Source organism: Rufibacter sp. LB8, assembly GCF_014876185.1.
Lineage (GTDB): Bacteria > Bacteroidota > Bacteroidia > Cytophagales > Hymenobacteraceae > Nibribacter.
On the sequence record NZ_JADALJ010000001.1, the window covers coordinates 4,333,899 to 4,350,492 of the forward strand.

At 50.3% G+C, this 16,594-nt stretch carries 15 protein-coding genes and 1 tRNA gene; 6 read left to right on the forward strand and 10 right to left on the reverse strand.

Features of this window, described 5'->3' with window-relative positions; all coding sequences use genetic code 11:
• Window positions 1–449: 449 nt before the first annotated feature.
• The 7 genes from IMY23_RS18110 to IMY23_RS18140 form a co-directional block, all read right to left on the reverse strand.
• The gene (locus IMY23_RS18110; RefSeq protein WP_192823425.1) at window positions 450–2,267 is read right to left on the reverse strand and encodes an ABC transporter ATP-binding protein; all 1,818 of its coding nucleotides are present in this window, start codon (window positions 2,265–2,267) and stop codon (window positions 450–452) included.
• A gap of 181 nt (window positions 2,268–2,448) precedes the next feature.
• A complete protein-coding gene (locus tag IMY23_RS18115) occupies window positions 2,449–3,912 on the reverse strand; it encodes a sodium:solute symporter (RefSeq protein WP_192823426.1) in 1,464 nt (487 codons plus the stop codon).
• Between the two features lie 407 nt (window positions 3,913–4,319).
• Window positions 4,320–5,795 (reverse strand): sodium:solute symporter, encoded by a 1,476-nt coding sequence (locus IMY23_RS18120; protein WP_192823427.1) that lies wholly within the window; start codon window positions 5,793–5,795, stop codon window positions 4,320–4,322.
• Window positions 5,796–5,965: 170 nt separating this feature from the next.
• Window positions 5,966–6,595, reverse strand: coding sequence for a hypothetical protein (locus IMY23_RS18125; RefSeq protein ID WP_192823428.1), 630 nt, complete (start codon window positions 6,593–6,595; stop codon window positions 5,966–5,968).
• 185 nt (window positions 6,596–6,780) lie between these two features.
• On the reverse strand, window positions 6,781–8,622 hold the full coding sequence (locus IMY23_RS18130) for a M61 family metallopeptidase (RefSeq protein WP_192823429.1): 1,842 nt from the start codon (window positions 8,620–8,622) through the stop codon (window positions 6,781–6,783).
• 78 nt (window positions 8,623–8,700) lie between these two features.
• Window positions 8,701–9,375: a class I SAM-dependent methyltransferase gene (locus IMY23_RS18135; RefSeq protein WP_192823430.1), complete on the reverse strand. Its 675-nt coding sequence runs from the start codon at window positions 9,373–9,375 to the stop codon at window positions 8,701–8,703.
• 331 nt (window positions 9,376–9,706) lie between these two features.
• The gene (locus tag IMY23_RS18140) at window positions 9,707–10,201 is read right to left on the reverse strand and encodes a CinA family protein (RefSeq protein ID WP_192823431.1); all 495 of its coding nucleotides are present in this window, start codon (window positions 10,199–10,201) and stop codon (window positions 9,707–9,709) included.
• A 155-nt stretch (window positions 10,202–10,356) separates the two neighbouring features.
• Between IMY23_RS18140 and IMY23_RS18145 the strand changes: the two genes are divergently transcribed.
• From IMY23_RS18145 to IMY23_RS18170, 6 genes are all read left to right on the forward strand, one after another.
• The gene (locus tag IMY23_RS18145; protein ID WP_192823432.1) at window positions 10,357–11,079 is read left to right on the forward strand and encodes a phosphatase PAP2 family protein; all 723 of its coding nucleotides are present in this window, start codon (window positions 10,357–10,359) and stop codon (window positions 11,077–11,079) included.
• Window positions 11,080–11,162: 83 nt separating this feature from the next.
• A tRNA-Leu gene (locus tag IMY23_RS18150) sits at window positions 11,163–11,244 on the forward strand.
• Window positions 11,245–11,362: 118 nt separating this feature from the next.
• Window positions 11,363–11,857, forward strand: a complete 495-nt coding sequence (locus IMY23_RS18155) for a hypothetical protein (protein WP_192823433.1) — start codon at window positions 11,363–11,365, stop codon at window positions 11,855–11,857.
• A 219-nt stretch (window positions 11,858–12,076) separates the two neighbouring features.
• On the forward strand, window positions 12,077–12,787 hold the full coding sequence (locus tag IMY23_RS18160) for a phosphatase PAP2 family protein (protein ID WP_192823434.1): 711 nt from the start codon (window positions 12,077–12,079) through the stop codon (window positions 12,785–12,787).
• Window positions 12,788–12,907: 120 nt separating this feature from the next.
• Window positions 12,908–14,101: an enoyl-ACP reductase FabV gene (fabV, locus tag IMY23_RS18165; RefSeq protein WP_192823435.1), complete on the forward strand. Its 1,194-nt coding sequence runs from the start codon at window positions 12,908–12,910 to the stop codon at window positions 14,099–14,101.
• 95 nt (window positions 14,102–14,196) lie between these two features.
• Window positions 14,197–14,541: a DUF1801 domain-containing protein gene (locus IMY23_RS18170; RefSeq protein ID WP_192823436.1), complete on the forward strand. Its 345-nt coding sequence runs from the start codon at window positions 14,197–14,199 to the stop codon at window positions 14,539–14,541.
• Window positions 14,542–14,663: 122 nt separating this feature from the next.
• Here the strand turns inward: IMY23_RS18170 and IMY23_RS18175 are convergent, their stop codons facing one another.
• From IMY23_RS18175 to IMY23_RS18185, 3 genes are all read right to left on the reverse strand, one after another.
• Entirely contained in the window at window positions 14,664–15,329 is a 666-nt protein-coding gene (locus tag IMY23_RS18175; RefSeq protein WP_192823437.1) for a hypothetical protein, read from the reverse strand.
• A gap of 93 nt (window positions 15,330–15,422) precedes the next feature.
• Entirely contained in the window at window positions 15,423–15,830 is a 408-nt protein-coding gene (locus tag IMY23_RS18180) for a hypothetical protein (protein WP_192823438.1), read from the reverse strand.
• A gap of 239 nt (window positions 15,831–16,069) precedes the next feature.
• A complete protein-coding gene (locus tag IMY23_RS18185) occupies window positions 16,070–16,591 on the reverse strand; it encodes an O-acetyl-ADP-ribose deacetylase (RefSeq protein ID WP_192823439.1) in 522 nt (173 codons plus the stop codon).
• Window positions 16,592–16,594: the final 3 nt, after the last annotated feature.

Genomic DNA, 16,594 nt, shown 5'->3' on the forward strand with positions numbered 1-16,594 from the left:
TAGAGAGGCATCTACTCAGACGCCTCGGCGCAAATATTTCAATTAAAAAATGAAATAAACAATTAACGCAGTTAAAATTTAATGAAATATTATAAAAATAGGTATTAATCTGCCAGAACAGCCGCAAAAACCCTAAAGCGTTGCTACTTATACTTCAACAGACGTATATTATTTCTGGTATGATAAAAAAAACATTTCCGTTTTTGCCCTCATTTCCAGAATGGAGCCCGAAAACGGAAAAATAAATTCGATAATTCTCAAATAGTAAAGGCGCAGTCCCTTCTCCCTTTGGGAGAAGGCTAGGATGAGGGAGATTTCTTTTAAACTAAAAAAGCATTTACTGTGAAATTACACCCTCACCCTAACCTTCTCCCAGGGGGAGAGGGGATTTTCATGGTACCCGTTTTTGGCTCCGTTTTTGGAAATGAGCCCGAAAACGAAAGAATGACTTAAGACTGGTTGAACTGCAACCTCAACAGATTGGCGTAGATACCGGCGGGGTTGCCAGAAAGTTCGTCATGCGTACCTTGTTCGGCGATGCGGCCTTTGTCAATGACCAGAATCTTGTCTACTTTTCTGATGGTGGCCAGGCGGTGCGCAATGATGATGGTGGTGCGGTCTTTCATCAGTTCATCCATGGCGTCCTGCACCAATTTCTCAGATTCAGAGTCCAGGGAACTGGTGGCTTCGTCCAGAATCAAAATAGACGGATCTTTGAGAATGGCCCGGGCGATGGCCACGCGCTGGCGCTGTCCGCCTGAGAGTTTAATGCCGCGTTCGCCCACCACGGTGTCAAACGCTTCTGGGAAACTCTGGATGAATTGCAGCGCGTTGGCTTTTTGGGCGGCCAAGACAATCTCCTCCTCGGTGGCGGCTGGTTTTCCATAGGCAATGTTTTCCCTTATTGTGCCGCCAAACAAGAGCACTTCCTGCGGCACAATGCCCAGGTTGCTGCGCAAATCATGCAGCGGCATGAAATTGATGTTCTGCCCGTCAACCAGAATGGTGCCCTGGTCTACGGCGTAAAACTTCATCAAAAGCTGTACAATGGTAGACTTGCCCGCGCCGCTGGGACCCACCAGGGCAATTTTCTCGCCGGCTTTTATCTCGAAGTCAATGTCTTGCAGCACTTGTAAATCTTGCCGGGTAGGGTAGGAGAAGCCCACGTTCTGATAGCGCACGCTGCCGTTGAACCTTGCCACGCTGGTAGGAACCAACCCAAAATCTTTGTTCTCAACGGGCAAATCCAGAATCTCCAGAATACGCTCAGACGCGCCCAAAGACACCTGCACCTTGGCGTATAAATCGCCTAAACCGGCTACCGAGGCCCCAATGAACGTGGTGTAGAGCACAAAAGACGTGAGTTCGCCCAGTGTGAGTTCGCCGCGCTGCACCAAGGTGGCGCCGTACCAAATCACCAGAATAATGCCGCCAAACAAGCCCACAATAATGAAAGAGATGAACGCGCCTCTATAAAACGACGTGGAAATGGCCGTTTTCACGGACCGTTGCAACGCCGTGCGGTAGCGGCCAATCTCAAACAGTTCATTCGTGAAGGACTTGACCACCTGAATGGCCTGCAGGGTTTCCTCCACAATCACGTTGGTGATGGCCAGTTCATCTTGCGTGCGCTTGGACAGTTTTTTCAGGCGTTTCCCGAACACCATGGCCAGAACCACCAGCACCGGAAACGTGGCCAGCATGAACAGCGACAGCTTGACGGAGGTGTACATGATAAACCCGATGCCCACCAAGAGCGTGGTAATCTGCCGGAAAAGCTCGGCCAGCGTAATAGAAAAACCGTCTTGGATGTAGCTTACGTCTGAGGTGATGCGGCTGGTGACTTCGCCCACGCGGCGGGTCTCAAAGAACGTGAGCGGCAAGCCCATGAACTGGGAATAGAGGCTCTGGCGCACATCGGCCACGGCATTCTCACTAACCCGCGCAAAGAAATATACCCTGAAGAACGAGAAAATGCCCTGCAGCAGAATCACGCCAAACAGGCACGCCGCAATCAGGTCAATGTCATTGGTGAAGAAGTTGGTTTGGTTGCCCACCGCGGCGTCCAGCAAAATGCCCGTAATGGCCGGAAACGCCATAAACGTAAGGCTGGAGAACAGCAGAAAGCCCAACCCAATGAGGAAGTTCGTTTTGTAAGGCAAGACAAACCGGAACACTTGCAGTCCCCGGCGCAGACTCTCTTTACTCAGTTTGGTCTTTCCCTCGGTCTCCGCTGCTGGGTCAGAGGCAGCTCTGCGTTTTGCCATGTAATCAATCTGTTTCTAAAAGTAGCGTCAGCCCGAAGGCCGGCGAAGGCCAGTGGTTTTTGGCAAGTCCGTTTCCGTTTTTGGCTTCGTTTTCAGAAATGGGCCCGAAAACAGGAAAGGGCGTTGCCGCTGGCAAAATCGTGCAAAGGTAGGTATTCTGCCGCAATCTGGCGCAGGAATTTCAAGCAAGTTGGCTATTTCTATCCGTTGGTTTTGACAAGGCCCACAGACCCAGCAGCATCAGAAACCCATTCAGCAGCAACACCTCAAACCCAAATTTGTAACCCCAGAACCAGGCTTCAGAATTAGCACTGATGATATACGTGCACATCGGCGAGAGCACGCCCAACACCGGCACCATTTGGTCTTTTACGGCTCTTTTCGTCAACATCCCGAAGGTGAACATGCCCAGCAGCGGACCGTACGTGTAGCCTACCAACGTAAACAGCGTGGCAATAATGCTTTGGTCATTGAACAGCTTAAACCCCAGAATCACCAGATACAACAGTACTGAAAACCCAACGTGTACCCAGTTTTTGTATCTGATTCGCTCAGCTTCCGGGTGGTCTTTGAAATTCAGGAAATCCACGCAGAACGAAGTGGTCAAGGCGGTCAAGGCTGAATCTGCCGATGCATAGGTAATAGCCGTGATGCCCAGCACAAACGCCACCGCCGCCACTGCTGAGAAATGATTCAAGGCCAGAAACGGAAACACATCATCGGCCCGTGCAGGTAACGTGATGCCTTTTTGGTGCGCGTACAGATACAGCAGCGCGCCCAGACTCAGGAACAGCACATTGACCACCACCAGAATGACAGTAAACCAGAACATGTTCTTTTGCGATTCTGGGAGGTTGCGGCAGCTTAGGTTTTTCTGCATCATGTCCTGATCCAGCCCGGTCATGGCAATGGTGATGAACATGCCGGCCAACAACTGCTTCACAATGAAATTTGGCGCTTTGGCATCCCAGACCACCAGTTGGGAATAAGAACTTTCAGAAATGGTTTGCGTGAGGTTTTGGAACGAAAGGTTGAGTTCCTGTGAAACCAGCACAATGCTCAAGCCCAGACACACCAGCATGGCCAGGGTCTGCAGCGTGTCGGTCCAGATAATAGTTTTCATGCCGCCCCTGAACGTATAAAGCCAGATAAACGCAATAGTCAAGCCCACAGACACTTCAAACGGCACGCCCAATGGCCCGAACACCGCCAACTGCAACACGCCCGCCACCAGGTACAGCCGCAACGCCGAACTCAACGTGCGCGACAGCAGGAAAAACGCCGCGCCCGTTTTATAAGACCAAAAGCCCAGCCGCGTCTCCAGATACGTGTAAATTGACACCAGTTGCAGGCGGTAATACAGCGGCAGCAGCACCAGCGCAATCACCACGTAGCCCAGCACATAGCCCAGCACCATCTGCAAATAGGTGAACCCCGTTTTCTCCACCATGCCCGGAATAGACACAAACGTAATCCCGCTCAACGTAGTCCCAATCATCCCAAACGCCACCACGTACCACGGCGAATTTCTGTTCGCTAAGAAAAAACTGCCCGTAGATTCGCCTTTCTTGCTGGTCACAAAAGACACCGCCAACAGCAGACAGAAATAACCTACAATTATGCCCAGGGTTAACAGCGGAGACACTTTAGTTAATTAAGAATTGGGAATTAGGAATTAGGAATTGGCAAAAGTACGGCGGGTTTTCCGTTTTGGTGCTCAATTCTGGAAATGAAGCCGAAAACGGAAAAAGCCTGTCTTATTAGACAGGCTTTTTATTGTGTTAAGATTTGAATTCAGGCAACTCTCTGAATTTCCAGAGGACACCTCTAAACACGGATTCTCCCCTTGAGGGGAGCGAAGAGGGGTGTTTATACAGGAGAATAATTATTGCAGATAAATGTAGGGGCGTATCGCATACGCCCTATGCGGTGACAATAGCAGTATCAGTTATACGACGAAAAGGCAGTCTGAAAAAAAAGGAATACCTAATCAGGAATGCGCAAGGGCGTATGCAATACGCCCCTACCTTTCCTATATCGAATTATAACGCTTTACGCCACTTCTGCCGGGTCCAGCAAATCTGTGCGTTTTCTGGAGATAGACCAAAGACCCAGGAACGTCAGCAAACCGTTCACCAGCAAGACCTCAAACCCGAATTCGTAGCCCCAGAACCAGGCTTTGGAATTGGCATTCAGCACATACGTAATCAGCGGAGCCAGCACGCAAATCAACGGCACCAGGTTGTCTTTCACCGGACGGTTATTGAACAGGCCAAACGCATACAAGCCCAGCAACGGGCCGTACGTAAAGCCCGCCACCTTAAACACGGCCTGCACCACGCTCTCATCGTTCACTAGTTTAAAGATGATAATCACCACCGCCATTAAGGCCGAGAAACCTACGTGCGTCCAGTTTTTCAGACGGACGCGCTCGGTTTCGGGACGGTCTTTGAAGTTCAGGAAATCCACGCAGAAAGAAGTGGTCAACGCGGTCAAGGCAGAGTCAGCCGATGCGTAGGTGATGGCCGTGATGCCCAGAATAAACGTGATGCCCGCAAACGGCGTGAAATATTTTAGCGCCAGCTCGGGGAACACCATGTCGCCTTTGGCAGGGAGCGTGATTCCTTTGGCTTCAGCGAACAGATAAAGCAACGCGCCCAGGCTCAGGAACAGAATATTCACCAGTAAGATGATGGCCGTAAAGGAGAACATGTTCTTTTGGGCTTCGCCGATGTTCTTGCAGCTTAGGTTTTTCTGCATCATGTCCTGGTCCAGGCCCACCATCACAATAGAGATAAAGGCGCCAGAGACAAATTGCTTCAGGAAATATTTGGTGTCTTTGAAATCGTCAAAAAAGAAAACGCGGCTGTACTTGCTCTCAGAAATGGTGTTCACCATGCCGTTGAAATCCATGGCCAGCGCATCTTTTATCATGATAATGCTAATGCCCACGCAGACCAACATAGCCAGCGTCTGGAAAGTATCTGTCCAGATAATGGTTTTCATACCGCCTCTGAAGGTGTACACCCAAATCAAGGCAATGGTAATAATCACCGACACTTCAAACGGCACGCCCACCGCGTCAAACACGGCCAACTGCAGCACGCCCGCCACCAAAAACAATCTAAAAGCAGAGCCTAACGTACGCGCCAACAGGAAATACGCCGCCCCCGTTTTATAAGACCAATACCCGAAGCGCTGCTCCAGATAACTGTAAATAGACACCAGGTTGAGCTTGTAGTACAGCGGCAACAGCACCAGCGCCACCACAAAATAGCCCGCCATGTTGCCCAGAATGAACTGTAGGTAAGAGAACTGTGCGGTAGCTACCATGCCTGGCACCGAGATGAACGTGACGCCAGAAAGCGACGTGCCAATCATCCCGAAGGCCACAATGTACCACGGCGACGACCGGTTGGCCAAAAAGAAGCTGTCCGTAGACTCACCTTTTTTGCTGGTGATAAACGAAATACCGATTAGAATACAGAAATAGCCGGCAATAATGGAGGCAATAAGAATAGGCGACATGCAGGTTAGGGTTGGGTTCTGTTTGCGGGTTTGTCTGGTATTGAAATATAGGCGTTTTCGGGCTCATTTCTGAAAACGAAGCCGAAAACGGATGTAATCTACAAAAAGAAGCCTTCCCAATACACATCAGGAAGGCTTTTATTAAAAATTTTTAAAAACGAAGGCGTGGCTTAGAACCCTCCGGGGCCGTACATGCCCGCACCAGAATAACCCGAGAAGCCACTATTGAAAGCGCCCGGCGTGTTCCAGTAACTGCCGCCGTTGCTGTAGCGCACGCCGCCTGAAATGGTCACGTTGTCAGACACTTTGTATTGGGCATTGAATTGAAAACCTTCCTTGGGCAGGCGGCCATACGTGTACGGATTGCCATACATTCTGGAAGTAACCATGGGGTTCAGGTCTTTCCAAACGCTGCCGCTCAGCAGCAAACGCTCGGTCATGGCGTAAGACCCGCCCACGTGCAGCAGAAACTGACGGTTAGCGTTGCTGTTGGCCAGCAGGGTGGGCGCCGCGCCGCCTTCGGTCACCGGACCTCTGAACGTGGCATTTCCCCAGTGCTGCACCATGGTCAAGCTGCTGAACACGCTGAACCGCGGCGTCACGTGGTACCGCACGCTGGGTTCCACAAACGTAGCCGACCCAAAACTGCTGAAAGACGCGCCCGCCGAGAAACTGTAATTAATACGCGGTACAAACACTTCGGGTAGTTTGGTTGAATCTGAGCTTACCGTCTGTGCCTGCACGCCTGCCGTTATTAGCAAGCCGAACAGCGCAGACAAAATGAATTTCTTTTGAAACATAGGTTTTATAGCTGAACCAGCGACCGTTCCTTTGCCCACCGGTATTCGTTTAAAAATTTAAGAAGCACCAGGTACCTCTTTGCTACTAAGATAGCGGTTTTATCTCTCTAACGAAACAACCCGTGCCTTCGTCTATAAATTCCCGTTTTCGGGCCCGTTTCCAGAAACGGTGCCGAAAACGGAAACTACTTGGTGCGGGGGCTGAGCCAGGCCTCGCGGCGGGCTTTCACGTCAGCAGAAAGTTTCTGGCCGGTTTTCTCCAGCAGCACCACTTCGGTTTTAGGGTCTTGGATTAAGGTGACCATCACGGTTTTCTTCTTGCCGTGCTGCTCCACTTCCAAAGTGACCTGGTCGCCGGGCTTTTGTTTGGCCAGCAGGTCATCCAGGGTTTTCTGGTCTTTGAGTTTCTGGCCGTTGAAGGTGAGCAACACGTCTTCGCGGTCAAGGCCGGCCTGGTACAACGGACTATTCTGGAACGTGCCCATAGAAAGGATGGCCTTGTCATTCTGGAACCGCAACGCTTCAAAGTTCAAGGCTGCGCTGTTGGGCTTGGCCAGCCGAACCGCCAGGCCCATGTTCTTGGCCAGCGCTTCATAGGGCATCAGTTCCTTGCCATGAATGTGTTTCCGGAAGAACTCCTGCGCGAAGGTTGGGTTTTTGGTATAATCCGCTAAGGCTTGTTCCAGGTCCAGCAGTGAATACGGTTTCTCATTTTTGCCGTGGCGCTCCCAGAGCAGGCGCATGTAATCGTCCAGAGAAAGGTTCTTGAACTGCGTGCGCAAGGTCCAGTCCAGGCCAATGCCAATGGCGCTGCCAAAGGTGTAGTACGAAATATGCGTGTTGTGGCGGTTTACGGGGTCCACCGACCTGGAGGCATCTACAAACGGCGCCTGCATGCTCATCTCCACCGGCGAGAAATAGTTCTTCCCCGGCGCGAACAGCACATAGCCCACATCACTGGTGAGTTCCTTCAGGAAATCATCTGCCTTGGTCACGCCCGCGCGGTGCATGGCCAGGTCGCCGTAGTAAGAGGTGAAGCCTTCGGCCAGCCACAACTCACCGCTCATGTTGGCATCTGCGAAGTTGTACGGCTCCAGCGTGCGCGGCCTGATGCGCTCCACGTTCCAGGCATGGAAAAACTCATGGCTCACGGTACCCAAATTGCCGGTCATGCCGGTGGCCAAGGGCCGTGAACTGGTCAAAATGGTGGAGTTGCGGTGCTCCATGCCATCGCCGGGCGTGCCGGGCATATAGCAGGCAATAAAGGTGTAAGTACCGAAGTCAAACGAAGGCAATTCCCCAAACACGGCCTGCTGTTCCTGCACAATTCGCTTGGCTTTGGCGGTGTAGTCGGTCAGTTCAGCATCAGAGCCGTTGTGGTGCAGGGCAATTCTAATGGTTTGGGTTTTGCCGTTTTCAGCGACCTGCCACTCGCGCCATTTCAAATCAGCGAGCTCCGTGGGACTGTCCATTAAATACTGAAAATTGGGTGCCGAAAACGTGAGCGTGCCGGGTTCTGGCTTGAGTTGCGTGGCGGCGGTCCAGTTACTGCCCGCGGGCGGAAGAAATTTCACTTGCACGGGCGCGTTTTCCATGCTGGGCGAATACATGAACGTGGCGGGCGCGTTGAGGTGGGCGTGCGTGGTGTTTACCCCGGCGTAAGTTCCGTCTGGGTGGTCAGCGAAAAGCGTATAGGTCACGGTCACGGTGCCGTCATGGCCGACCACGTTCCACTGGTGCAGGTTGGGGCGGGAAATCACCAAGTTTCGGCCTTGGCCGTCCACCGCTTTTACATTGTACACGTTCTTCGCGAATTCATGCAGGGCATAACGGCCGGGCGAGGAGCGGGCCATGCGCACTTCCAGGGTAGGTGACTGTACGTTTTTGAAGGTGGCCTCCACGGTGGCTTCACGGTGGGCGGCGTTCTCAAAAGACACCTGGTACGCCACCGACTGCTGCGCCACCGCCGTCGGAACAGTGAAAGAAAAAAACGCGGCAGCCAGCGCCACGCAGAATGCTTGTTTCATAAGTGAGGGATTTTCAGGGGGACAAGATACGCAAGAACCAGAATTTTTTGGCATAGTCCCTTGGAGGGTTCTGGAACCTTAACTTTTAGAGTGTTCTGGCCCATTGGACTTCTGCCAAACCTGGGTTTTGATGAATGAACCATAAAACAGCGCCTCCTGCCTCATTTGGTAGGTCAATTCCTCAAAATAGGGGTTTGACTCTGTAAGCGTGCTGGCCGAAATACCGCTCACGCGCCTGAAAAACCGGTACATGGCCCACAACAGCGGTTGCTGCCATGCTTTTTTCAACCGTGATGACGAAAACAAATGAAAATCTGTGTGCACCCAAAGTCCGCCCGGTAACAGCGCTTCGTCTAAATTTTGCACCATGATTTTCACTTCGGGTTCAGTGAATAAATCCAGCACGAAGGGCGTGAGCACAACATCAAACTTCTCCTCCGGCGTAAGATGTTGCTCAGTTCCTTTCCTGAATTCTACTAGTGATGTAAACCCTGTGGCTTTTAGGTTCTCCTTCGCTTGGGCAAGCATCTTCCCCGACGGTTCCAAATAGAGCACGTGTCCTGGTTTCCCCTTTGTAAACAATTCCTGAAGAATCCAGCCGCTGCCGCCGCCCAATATCAACACGCTGGCACCAGCCGGAATCAAGTTCAGGAAAGAAGCCTGCGCCCTTCGCTGCGCTTTCCCGAAGACCAATTGTGCCAGTGCATCATACACGGGGGCAATGGCATCAAAATTAGGAATTGGCGAAGGCATGGTCGGGTAGAAGGCTGGTTTGGGCGCTGTTTCCAAAATTGAGCCCAAAAACGGAAATTTGAAAGTGCGGGAGGAAAGTATAGGATGGAAATGTTGTGATTTAGCGGTGTGTGACCCACCCCAACCCCTCCCAGGAGGGGAGCAGCTGCACCAGTTTTTAAAGCGACTCTATCTTTTTGGCGTTTAATTCCCCTCCTGGGAGGGGTAGGGGTGGGTTCAACTATTTTGGATCAACTACAAAAAGTAGCCACCTTATAAATCGACCTAAATCAAAATTCATTCATTCACTCACTCATTCACTCATCCAATCACTCACTCACTCACTCAACACTTACCCGTGCTGGAAATGACGGTCCACGGTGGCTTCCAGTTTGGCGAAGATAAAGTCTATGGCCTGGTCGCGCATTTTTCGGGCATCGCCTTTAAAGACCTGGCGGTATTCTTCTACGCGGTCCTCAAAAAAGATGGAGACAAAGGTAGTGCCAATGGGTTTTTCGGGGTTTTCTGAGCCGCCTTGCCCAAACAGGCCGGTCACGGCAATGCTCACGTTGGCTTTGAGGAGTTTGTGCAGACCCAGCACCATCTCATTGGTGACCTGCTGGCTTTCGGCGGTGTAGAGCTTAAGGGTGTCGGTTTTTACGCCCAGAATCTTGTTTTTGGCCCGTTCATGATAGGTGACCACGCTGCCCAGAAACACGTCTGAAGAGCCAGTGGCCTCGCTCATGGTGGCAGCCAGGCTGCCGCCGGTGCAGCTTTCGGCAAAGGCCAGGGTGAGGTCTTTGTCTTTGAGTTTCATGATCAGCTGCGTCAGTTCCTCTGGTTTCATAGCGTATTTAGTGGCCCATGGGGTGTACTGTTTTTGACTTGGCTAAGTTGCCACTTAACACCCGGCCCGTTTCTACGTACGCTTGTAGACGAAATTTCCGTTTTTGGCCCCGTTTCCAGAAATGAGCCCCAAAACAGAAACCCGACCCATTCTCTATGAAAAAAGCGATAAGAAAATTTGTGGCGTCCACGGCGCTCTTCACCGTGGAGCTGGTGGTGATCTGGAGCGTGTTCATCTTGTGCCTCATGCTTTTTTTCTGGCTGGCCAAGGAAGTGCTGCCGGGCCGCGAGCTGGGCTTTGACTCCCGCGCCTTTGCCTGGGCAGACGCCCGCAACACCCCCGAGCTCACCGAGTTTATCAAGAGCATCACTTTTCTGGCCTCGCGCCATTTTATCTCGGGGGCCGGTCTCATGCTTATTGCCTATTTCCTGTTCGTGAAAAAGCACAAGTGGTACTCGCTCAAAGTACCGGTGATTGCCCTTGGCAGCATCTCCTTGAACCTTATGCTCAAGTACCTGTTCAACCGGCCCAGGCCGCTGGTGCCGCATCTGGTGGAGAGTTACGGGCTCAGTTTCCCCAGCGGGCACGCCATGATCAGCGCCTCGTTTTACGGCCTGCTCATTTACCTTGTCTGGAAAAATGTCAAGAACCCACCCTTGAAATTTCTGCTCATTGTGCTGCTCTCGTTGCTCATCATGTTCATTGGGTTCAGCCGCGTGTACTTACACGTACATTACGCCACAGATGTAGTGGCCGGGTTAGCGGCGGGCCTAGGCTGGGTGATTCTGGCCGTTTTCATGCTCAACCGTATGGAAAAATTCTCTAAGCAAAATCTCAATCCTATTGTAAAAGAAGGACTTCCGGAAACTGCCGCATAAATTTTTCTGAATTTGCCTTTTACCCTATGGCGAATTCTAAAAAAGTAGTAGTTTTGTGCTCCCAATAGCAATAAAGGGATTTTGCGCTGGTGGCGAAATTGGTAGACGCACTGTCTTCAGGTGGCAGCGCCTTCGGGTGTGGGAGTTCGAGTCTCCCCCAGCGCACAGAATAGAAAATCCGGTCTTTTTTAAGGCCGGATTTTTTTAGTTTAGCCCACTTTCTCAATTGTTGCCCGTAAACAACACCTGAAAGTTTGTAACATTACCCCCACTAGTACCGCCCATGGTTCATTTCCAGGAAGACGAAGAGCACTTGAAAAGTGATTTTATGAATTTCAGCCAATTGCTGGACAGCCAGGGACTGGAAGGGGCCTTGGGGTTTCTCAATAGCAGAACGCCGCACCGGTTTACCGGCATTTACCAGTACAGCGGTGAGGTGCTGGCCAATCTGGCTTTGTTTGACGGCGTGGTGGGTGGTCTGGTGAAAGGCGATGACTTTCCCATGGAAACCACCTATTGTGCGCTGGTGCAGCACCAGCCCAGCAAAACCATGGAATTCCATGACATCACCACCGAAGACCGCTTGACAAGAAATGAGAAATCGCCGGTAGTCTCTTATTGTGGCGTTTTGATCTCTGATGAACAAGGGCAACCCTTCGGGACGCTGTGCCATTTTGATGTAAACCGTTGCCAGGAGCGGGTATCTGATATTCCGTTGCTGCAGAAAGCTGCCCAGTTGCTTTACCGGTACTTTGTTTCTCAGGAATCTTCCAGATAGCATCTGGGGTTGAGATTTACATGCGAAGGAAGCCGGTCTCTCAAAAGGCCGGTTTTTTATTTCCGGTCCTGCGCGCGGTCACCTTTACTTGATTGCCTGGGGCGAGCTTCTTTATTGGCGGCTGTACAATTTCCGTTTTCGGCCTCGTTTTCAGAAATGAGCCCCAAAACGCAATTGTGCGTATAAGCCACTTGTTTTACTAAACGCCCGTACTGCCTTATGCAAGACCTCACGCCGCAACAGCAACAGACCGCCCGCCGGACCGGTGCGTTTCTGGCCACGCTGTCTTTGCAGATGATTCTGTTATGGGTGCTGTTTGTGGGCTCTGTGCTGCTCTTTTTCTGGATGACCACCGTGGTGTTTGTGGCGCAGGAAAAAGCCCTGGACCAAGAAGCCTTTCAACTGGCCAAGGAATACACCAACCCCCAGATGACCCGGTTCATGTTCTTCGTGACGTTTTTTGGGTCCAAGAATTTCCTGATTTTTGGGTCGTTGGCGTTGGCGGCCGTGTTTCTCATTTTTAAGCGCTGGCGATTCTATTCCATCAAGATCATTGCCATTGCCGCCACCACCACGCTGTTCAACCAAACCATGAAACTGTTTTTCTCCCGGCCAAGGCCTGCAACGGCGTTGATTGAGCAGAACGGCCTCAGTTTCCCCAGCGGCCACGCCATGATTGGCGGCGCGTTCTGGGGGCTTTTGGTGTACCTGGTCTGGACCAATGTGCGGCCCCTGTGGCTGCGCTGGGTGATCAGCGGGGTACTGGCCATCTGGATTTTCCTCATCGGCTTCAGCCGCGTGTATTTGAACGTGCACTACGCCTCAGATGTGCTGGCGGGCTGGGCGGCGGGCTTTTTCTGGCTGGTGATAGCCCTGTACCTGCTCAAAAAATGGCAGGAGAAACTGGGCCGTAAGGTGAGCCGCTGGTAAACACTTGCTTTCTGGTGCAGACCCAAGGTGCTATTTTGTGGTTTTGTGGAGAAAAATGACAATTTTTACAACCGCAAGTACGCCTTGTTCTAACCAAGACTTCGCTTAACAAGACACCATATGATTATTACACCCAGAGTACGCGGCTTTATCTGCCTGACCTCGCACCCAGAAGGCTGTGCCCAGAACGTGCAGAACCAAATCAACTACGTGAAATCAAAAGGCACCATTGACGGCCCCAAGAAAGTGCTGGTCATTGGCGCCTCTACCGGTTTTGGTTTGGCCTCCCGCATCACCGCCGCTTTTGGTTCAAACGCGGCCACCTTGGGCGTGTTCTTTGAGAAACCGTCGGCGGCCGGTAAGCCTGGTTCCCCGGGCTGGTACAACTCTGCCGCCTTTGAGAAAGAAGCCCACGCCGCGGGCCTGTACGCCAAAAGCATTAACGGCGACGCTTTTTCAGACGAAATAAAACGCCAGACCCTGGACGTGATCAAAGCAGATTTGGGGCAGGTGGATCTGGTGATTTACAGCCTGGCATCGCCGCGCCGCACCAATCCTAAAACTGCAACCACGCATAATTCGGTGCTAAAGCCCATTGGCCAGACGTTCTCTAACAAGACTGTGGACTTCCATACCGGCAATGTGACCGAGGTTTCTATTTCCCCGGCCACTGAGGAAGACATTGAGAACACCGTAGCCGTAATGGGCGGCGAAGACTGGGAATTCTGGATAGATGCCTTAAAAGAAGAAGGTCTCTTGGCCGAAGGCGCGACCACCGTGGCGTATTCTTACATAGGGCCAGCTTTGACCGAGCCGGTTTACCGCAAAGGCACCATTGGTCGGGCCAAAGACCACCTGGAGGCCACCGCCTTCACCATCACCGACAAACTGAGAGACCTAAACGGCAAAGCCTACGTGAGTGTGAACAAAGCTTTGGTGACGCAGGCCAGCTCCGCTATTCCTGTGATTCCCTTGTACATTTCCTTGCTCTACAAAGTGATGAAAGCCAAAGGAATTCATGAAGGCACCATTGAGCAGATTCAGCGCCTGTACCAGGAACGCCTGTTCACCAACTCAGAAGTGCCCGTGGACGAGAAAGGCCGCATACGCATTGACGATTGGGAAATGCGCGACGACGTGCAAGCCGAAGTAGCCGCCCTCTGGGAGCAAGCCACCACCGAAAACCTGCAGGAAATTGGTGATTTGGCCGGTTATCGCAAAGACTTCTTCAACCTGTTCGGGTTTGAGGTAGAAGGCGTGGACTATGAGAAAGACGTGAACGAAGTGGTAGAAGTGCCGGGCTTGGTAAGCTAAAACTCGGTTTTTCTCTTGTAAAGATTAACGCAAAGACCCGATTACACGTGAGTGGTGTCGGGTCTTTTTCGTTCATTTGTTTTTTTACACGAACTATGCTGAAAGCAATTGATGCGTATTTTCTGGCTTTAGAGGAACCTACCAGAGGCTGCCTTCAATTTCTGCGTGCGTATCTGTTGGCACAGGACAGCCAGATCACCGAAGCTTTTAAACACGGTGTGCCCTTCTTCTACTACAAAGGCAAATCGTTCTGCTATTTCTGGTGGCACAAAAAACGGCAACAACCTTATATTGGGTTTATACGGGGCGCTCACCTGCACAACCCACTGCTGTTGCAGGAGAAACGCACGCAGATCAAAATTTTGCTTTTGAACCCAGAAGAAGATTTACCTATGGATTCTATTGAGGAGTTGTTAGAAGAAGCGAAGGCGTTGTATTAGTGAAAGAGTAGGGGTTTTGTAGGACTGTTAACTTCGATGTAAAATCTTTTACAAGTTTAGATTCATGCAATTGTGTAATCGACGCCGGAGGCCGTTGGCCGAAGCATGGCTTATGCACATTGTTATGGGTTTGTTTTTGTTTCAGTTCTTTTCTCTTTGTCCATTAGAATTTTCCCATTCCCCTGAACTTTACCGCTCTTTCTAATAACTATCAACTCTCCGCTGTTGGGGATGGGATTACCAAGTGTGTCACAATAATATCCGTATCGGATGCTATCTACGCTGAGGACAGAAAAGTCTTTCTTTATTATTCCTGTCATTGTACATTCCACCAAGCCGCAATCTGAGCCACATGCGCCATTTAAAAGGTCTTCTTGTCCTATGAGTTTTCCTTGCTTGGTATAAGTCGCTAAAACGGGGTAATGTTCTGAGGCTGGATGAAGGAAAACTAATGCGTAGAAATTGGAAGTGTCCGAGAGCATTCCTAAACAATAAGTTTCATCGAAGAATTCTGTTTTCGCAAACAAAGTATCAATCGAGTTCTTATCTAGTTTTTGCAAGCCATTGTAGTCTGCACTCATATCGCTGGTTTCCCTGAAAACGTATGGTAGTTCAATAGTGCTGAACTTCTTTAAGAATTTTCTAAAGAGTTCTGAATTTTCCGTTGAAGTAAGTTTTGAATCTGTATGGTCTGTTTTTGTTTCAATTGATAGTATGTTTTTATCATTATCGCTTCTGCTACAAGATGCAGTTACCATAAGTAAAAGGACATATATTATTTTTTTCATTTTTATAAATTACCCATAACGGTCTCGTGCAAACAGTGTGCGAAGCCGTCAGCCGAAGGATGGCGTTTACGCAATTTAGGGTAAGGCTTTTTTTTAAAACTTTACAAAATCAACTTTTTCTAGAGTCGCAGCAAATTGCATGAGATGCCCCTTACATTTTGAATTTATTAGTCCGCGCACAACAATCCTTTTATTATTGATTTGTTCCAGTTCTACTTTAGGCATCAAATCGTCCTCAAATCTTGTCCAAAAAGCATTTTTCTTGTCTCGCCTATATGCGTCCATTCGAGTTTTATAAATTGCTACATTCTCAAATTCATAGATGAAGATTCCTGAAGTCTCAATATATTTCTCGTCAAATCGGCTTGGGTCTTCAATAACCTGTTCAATATCTAGGCTCATATATTTTGTAGAATCATCTTTAGTCGTTTTAAATTCTTTGGAATCACCACAGCCGAAGAGTAGCAAAGGCAAAAAGATTGTTAAGATTATGTTTTTCATTTTCTATGCTTTACCTCTAACTAGATTATAAACGCACCCACCTGCACTTAACTGCATTATCTGTATACCTAAACAAACGGTTTATTGTCGGTTTACACCAAAAAACGTAATCGCACTACCGAATAGACTATATAGAGTTTGTTGAATGCCAGCTAAAGACAGGATTTTTGGAGTAGTTCTTTAGAAAAAGCGAAGCCAGATCACTACATAGAAGTAAAAGTACAGCTAAGAAACTTAGGTTATAACAACCGCTCGTACAACTGCAGGTTCCCTGCATCAAACACCACAAAAGTCACCTGCTCCGGCAATTCATTCTCTTCTAAGAAATCCTTTACCGTTTGCACGGCCATTTGGGCGGCCTTGTCTTTGGGGTAACCGTACACGCCCGTGCTGATGTTAGGGAAGGCAATAGTTTTCAAATTGTGTTGCTGCGCCAGCAGAAGAGAGTTACGGTAACAAGTAGCCAAGAGTACTGCTTCGCCTCTATGTCCGCCGTTCCAGACCGGGCCCACCGTATGGATCACGTACTGCGCGGGCAGGTTTCCGGCGGTGGTAATGACGGCCGCACCGGTGGCGCAACCGCCTTGGCGTGCACGTATCTGCTGGCACTCAGCCAAGATAGCCGGGCCGCCCGCGCGGTGAATGGCACCGTCTACGCCGCCGCCGCCCAGCAGGCTGGAGTTGGCTGCGTTCACAATGGCGTCTACCGTAATCTTGGTGATGTCACCTTGCTGAAGTAAAATCCTGTTGGAAGTAGCCATGCG

What these genes read in the sequence shown, in the direction of transcription:
- IMY23_RS18175 (WP_192823437.1), bottom strand. Translation starts at nt 15,329, where the DNA reads ATGAAAAAAATAATATATGTCCTTTTACTTATGGTAACTGCATCTTGT.
- IMY23_RS18180 (WP_192823438.1), bottom strand. Translation starts at nt 15,830, where the DNA reads ATGAAAAACATAATCTTAACAATCTTTTTGCCTTTGCTACTCTTCGGC.
- IMY23_RS18120 (WP_192823427.1), bottom strand. Translation starts at nt 5,795, where the DNA reads ATGTCGCCTATTCTTATTGCCTCCATTATTGCCGGCTATTTCTGTATT.
- IMY23_RS18130 (WP_192823429.1), bottom strand. Translation starts at nt 8,622, where the DNA reads ATGAAACAAGCATTCTGCGTGGCGCTGGCTGCCGCGTTTTTTTCTTTC.
- IMY23_RS18125 (WP_192823428.1), bottom strand. Translation starts at nt 6,595, where the DNA reads ATGTTTCAAAAGAAATTCATTTTGTCTGCGCTGTTCGGCTTGCTAATA.
- IMY23_RS18155 (WP_192823433.1), top strand. Translation starts at nt 11,363, where the DNA reads ATGGTTCATTTCCAGGAAGACGAAGAGCACTTGAAAAGTGATTTTATG.
- IMY23_RS18140 (WP_192823431.1), bottom strand. Translation starts at nt 10,201, where the DNA reads ATGAAACCAGAGGAACTGACGCAGCTGATCATGAAACTCAAAGACAAA.
- IMY23_RS18135 (WP_192823430.1), bottom strand. Translation starts at nt 9,375, where the DNA reads ATGCCTTCGCCAATTCCTAATTTTGATGCCATTGCCCCCGTGTATGAT.
- IMY23_RS18110 (WP_192823425.1), bottom strand. Translation starts at nt 2,267, where the DNA reads ATGGCAAAACGCAGAGCTGCCTCTGACCCAGCAGCGGAGACCGAGGGA.
- IMY23_RS18185 (WP_192823439.1), bottom strand. Translation starts at nt 16,591, where the DNA reads ATGGCTACTTCCAACAGGATTTTACTTCAGCAAGGTGACATCACCAAG.
- fabV (WP_192823435.1), top strand. Translation starts at nt 12,908, where the DNA reads ATGATTATTACACCCAGAGTACGCGGCTTTATCTGCCTGACCTCGCAC.
- IMY23_RS18145 (WP_192823432.1), top strand. Translation starts at nt 10,357, where the DNA reads ATGAAAAAAGCGATAAGAAAATTTGTGGCGTCCACGGCGCTCTTCACC.
- IMY23_RS18170 (WP_192823436.1), top strand. Translation starts at nt 14,197, where the DNA reads ATGCTGAAAGCAATTGATGCGTATTTTCTGGCTTTAGAGGAACCTACC.
- IMY23_RS18160 (WP_192823434.1), top strand. Translation starts at nt 12,077, where the DNA reads ATGCAAGACCTCACGCCGCAACAGCAACAGACCGCCCGCCGGACCGGT.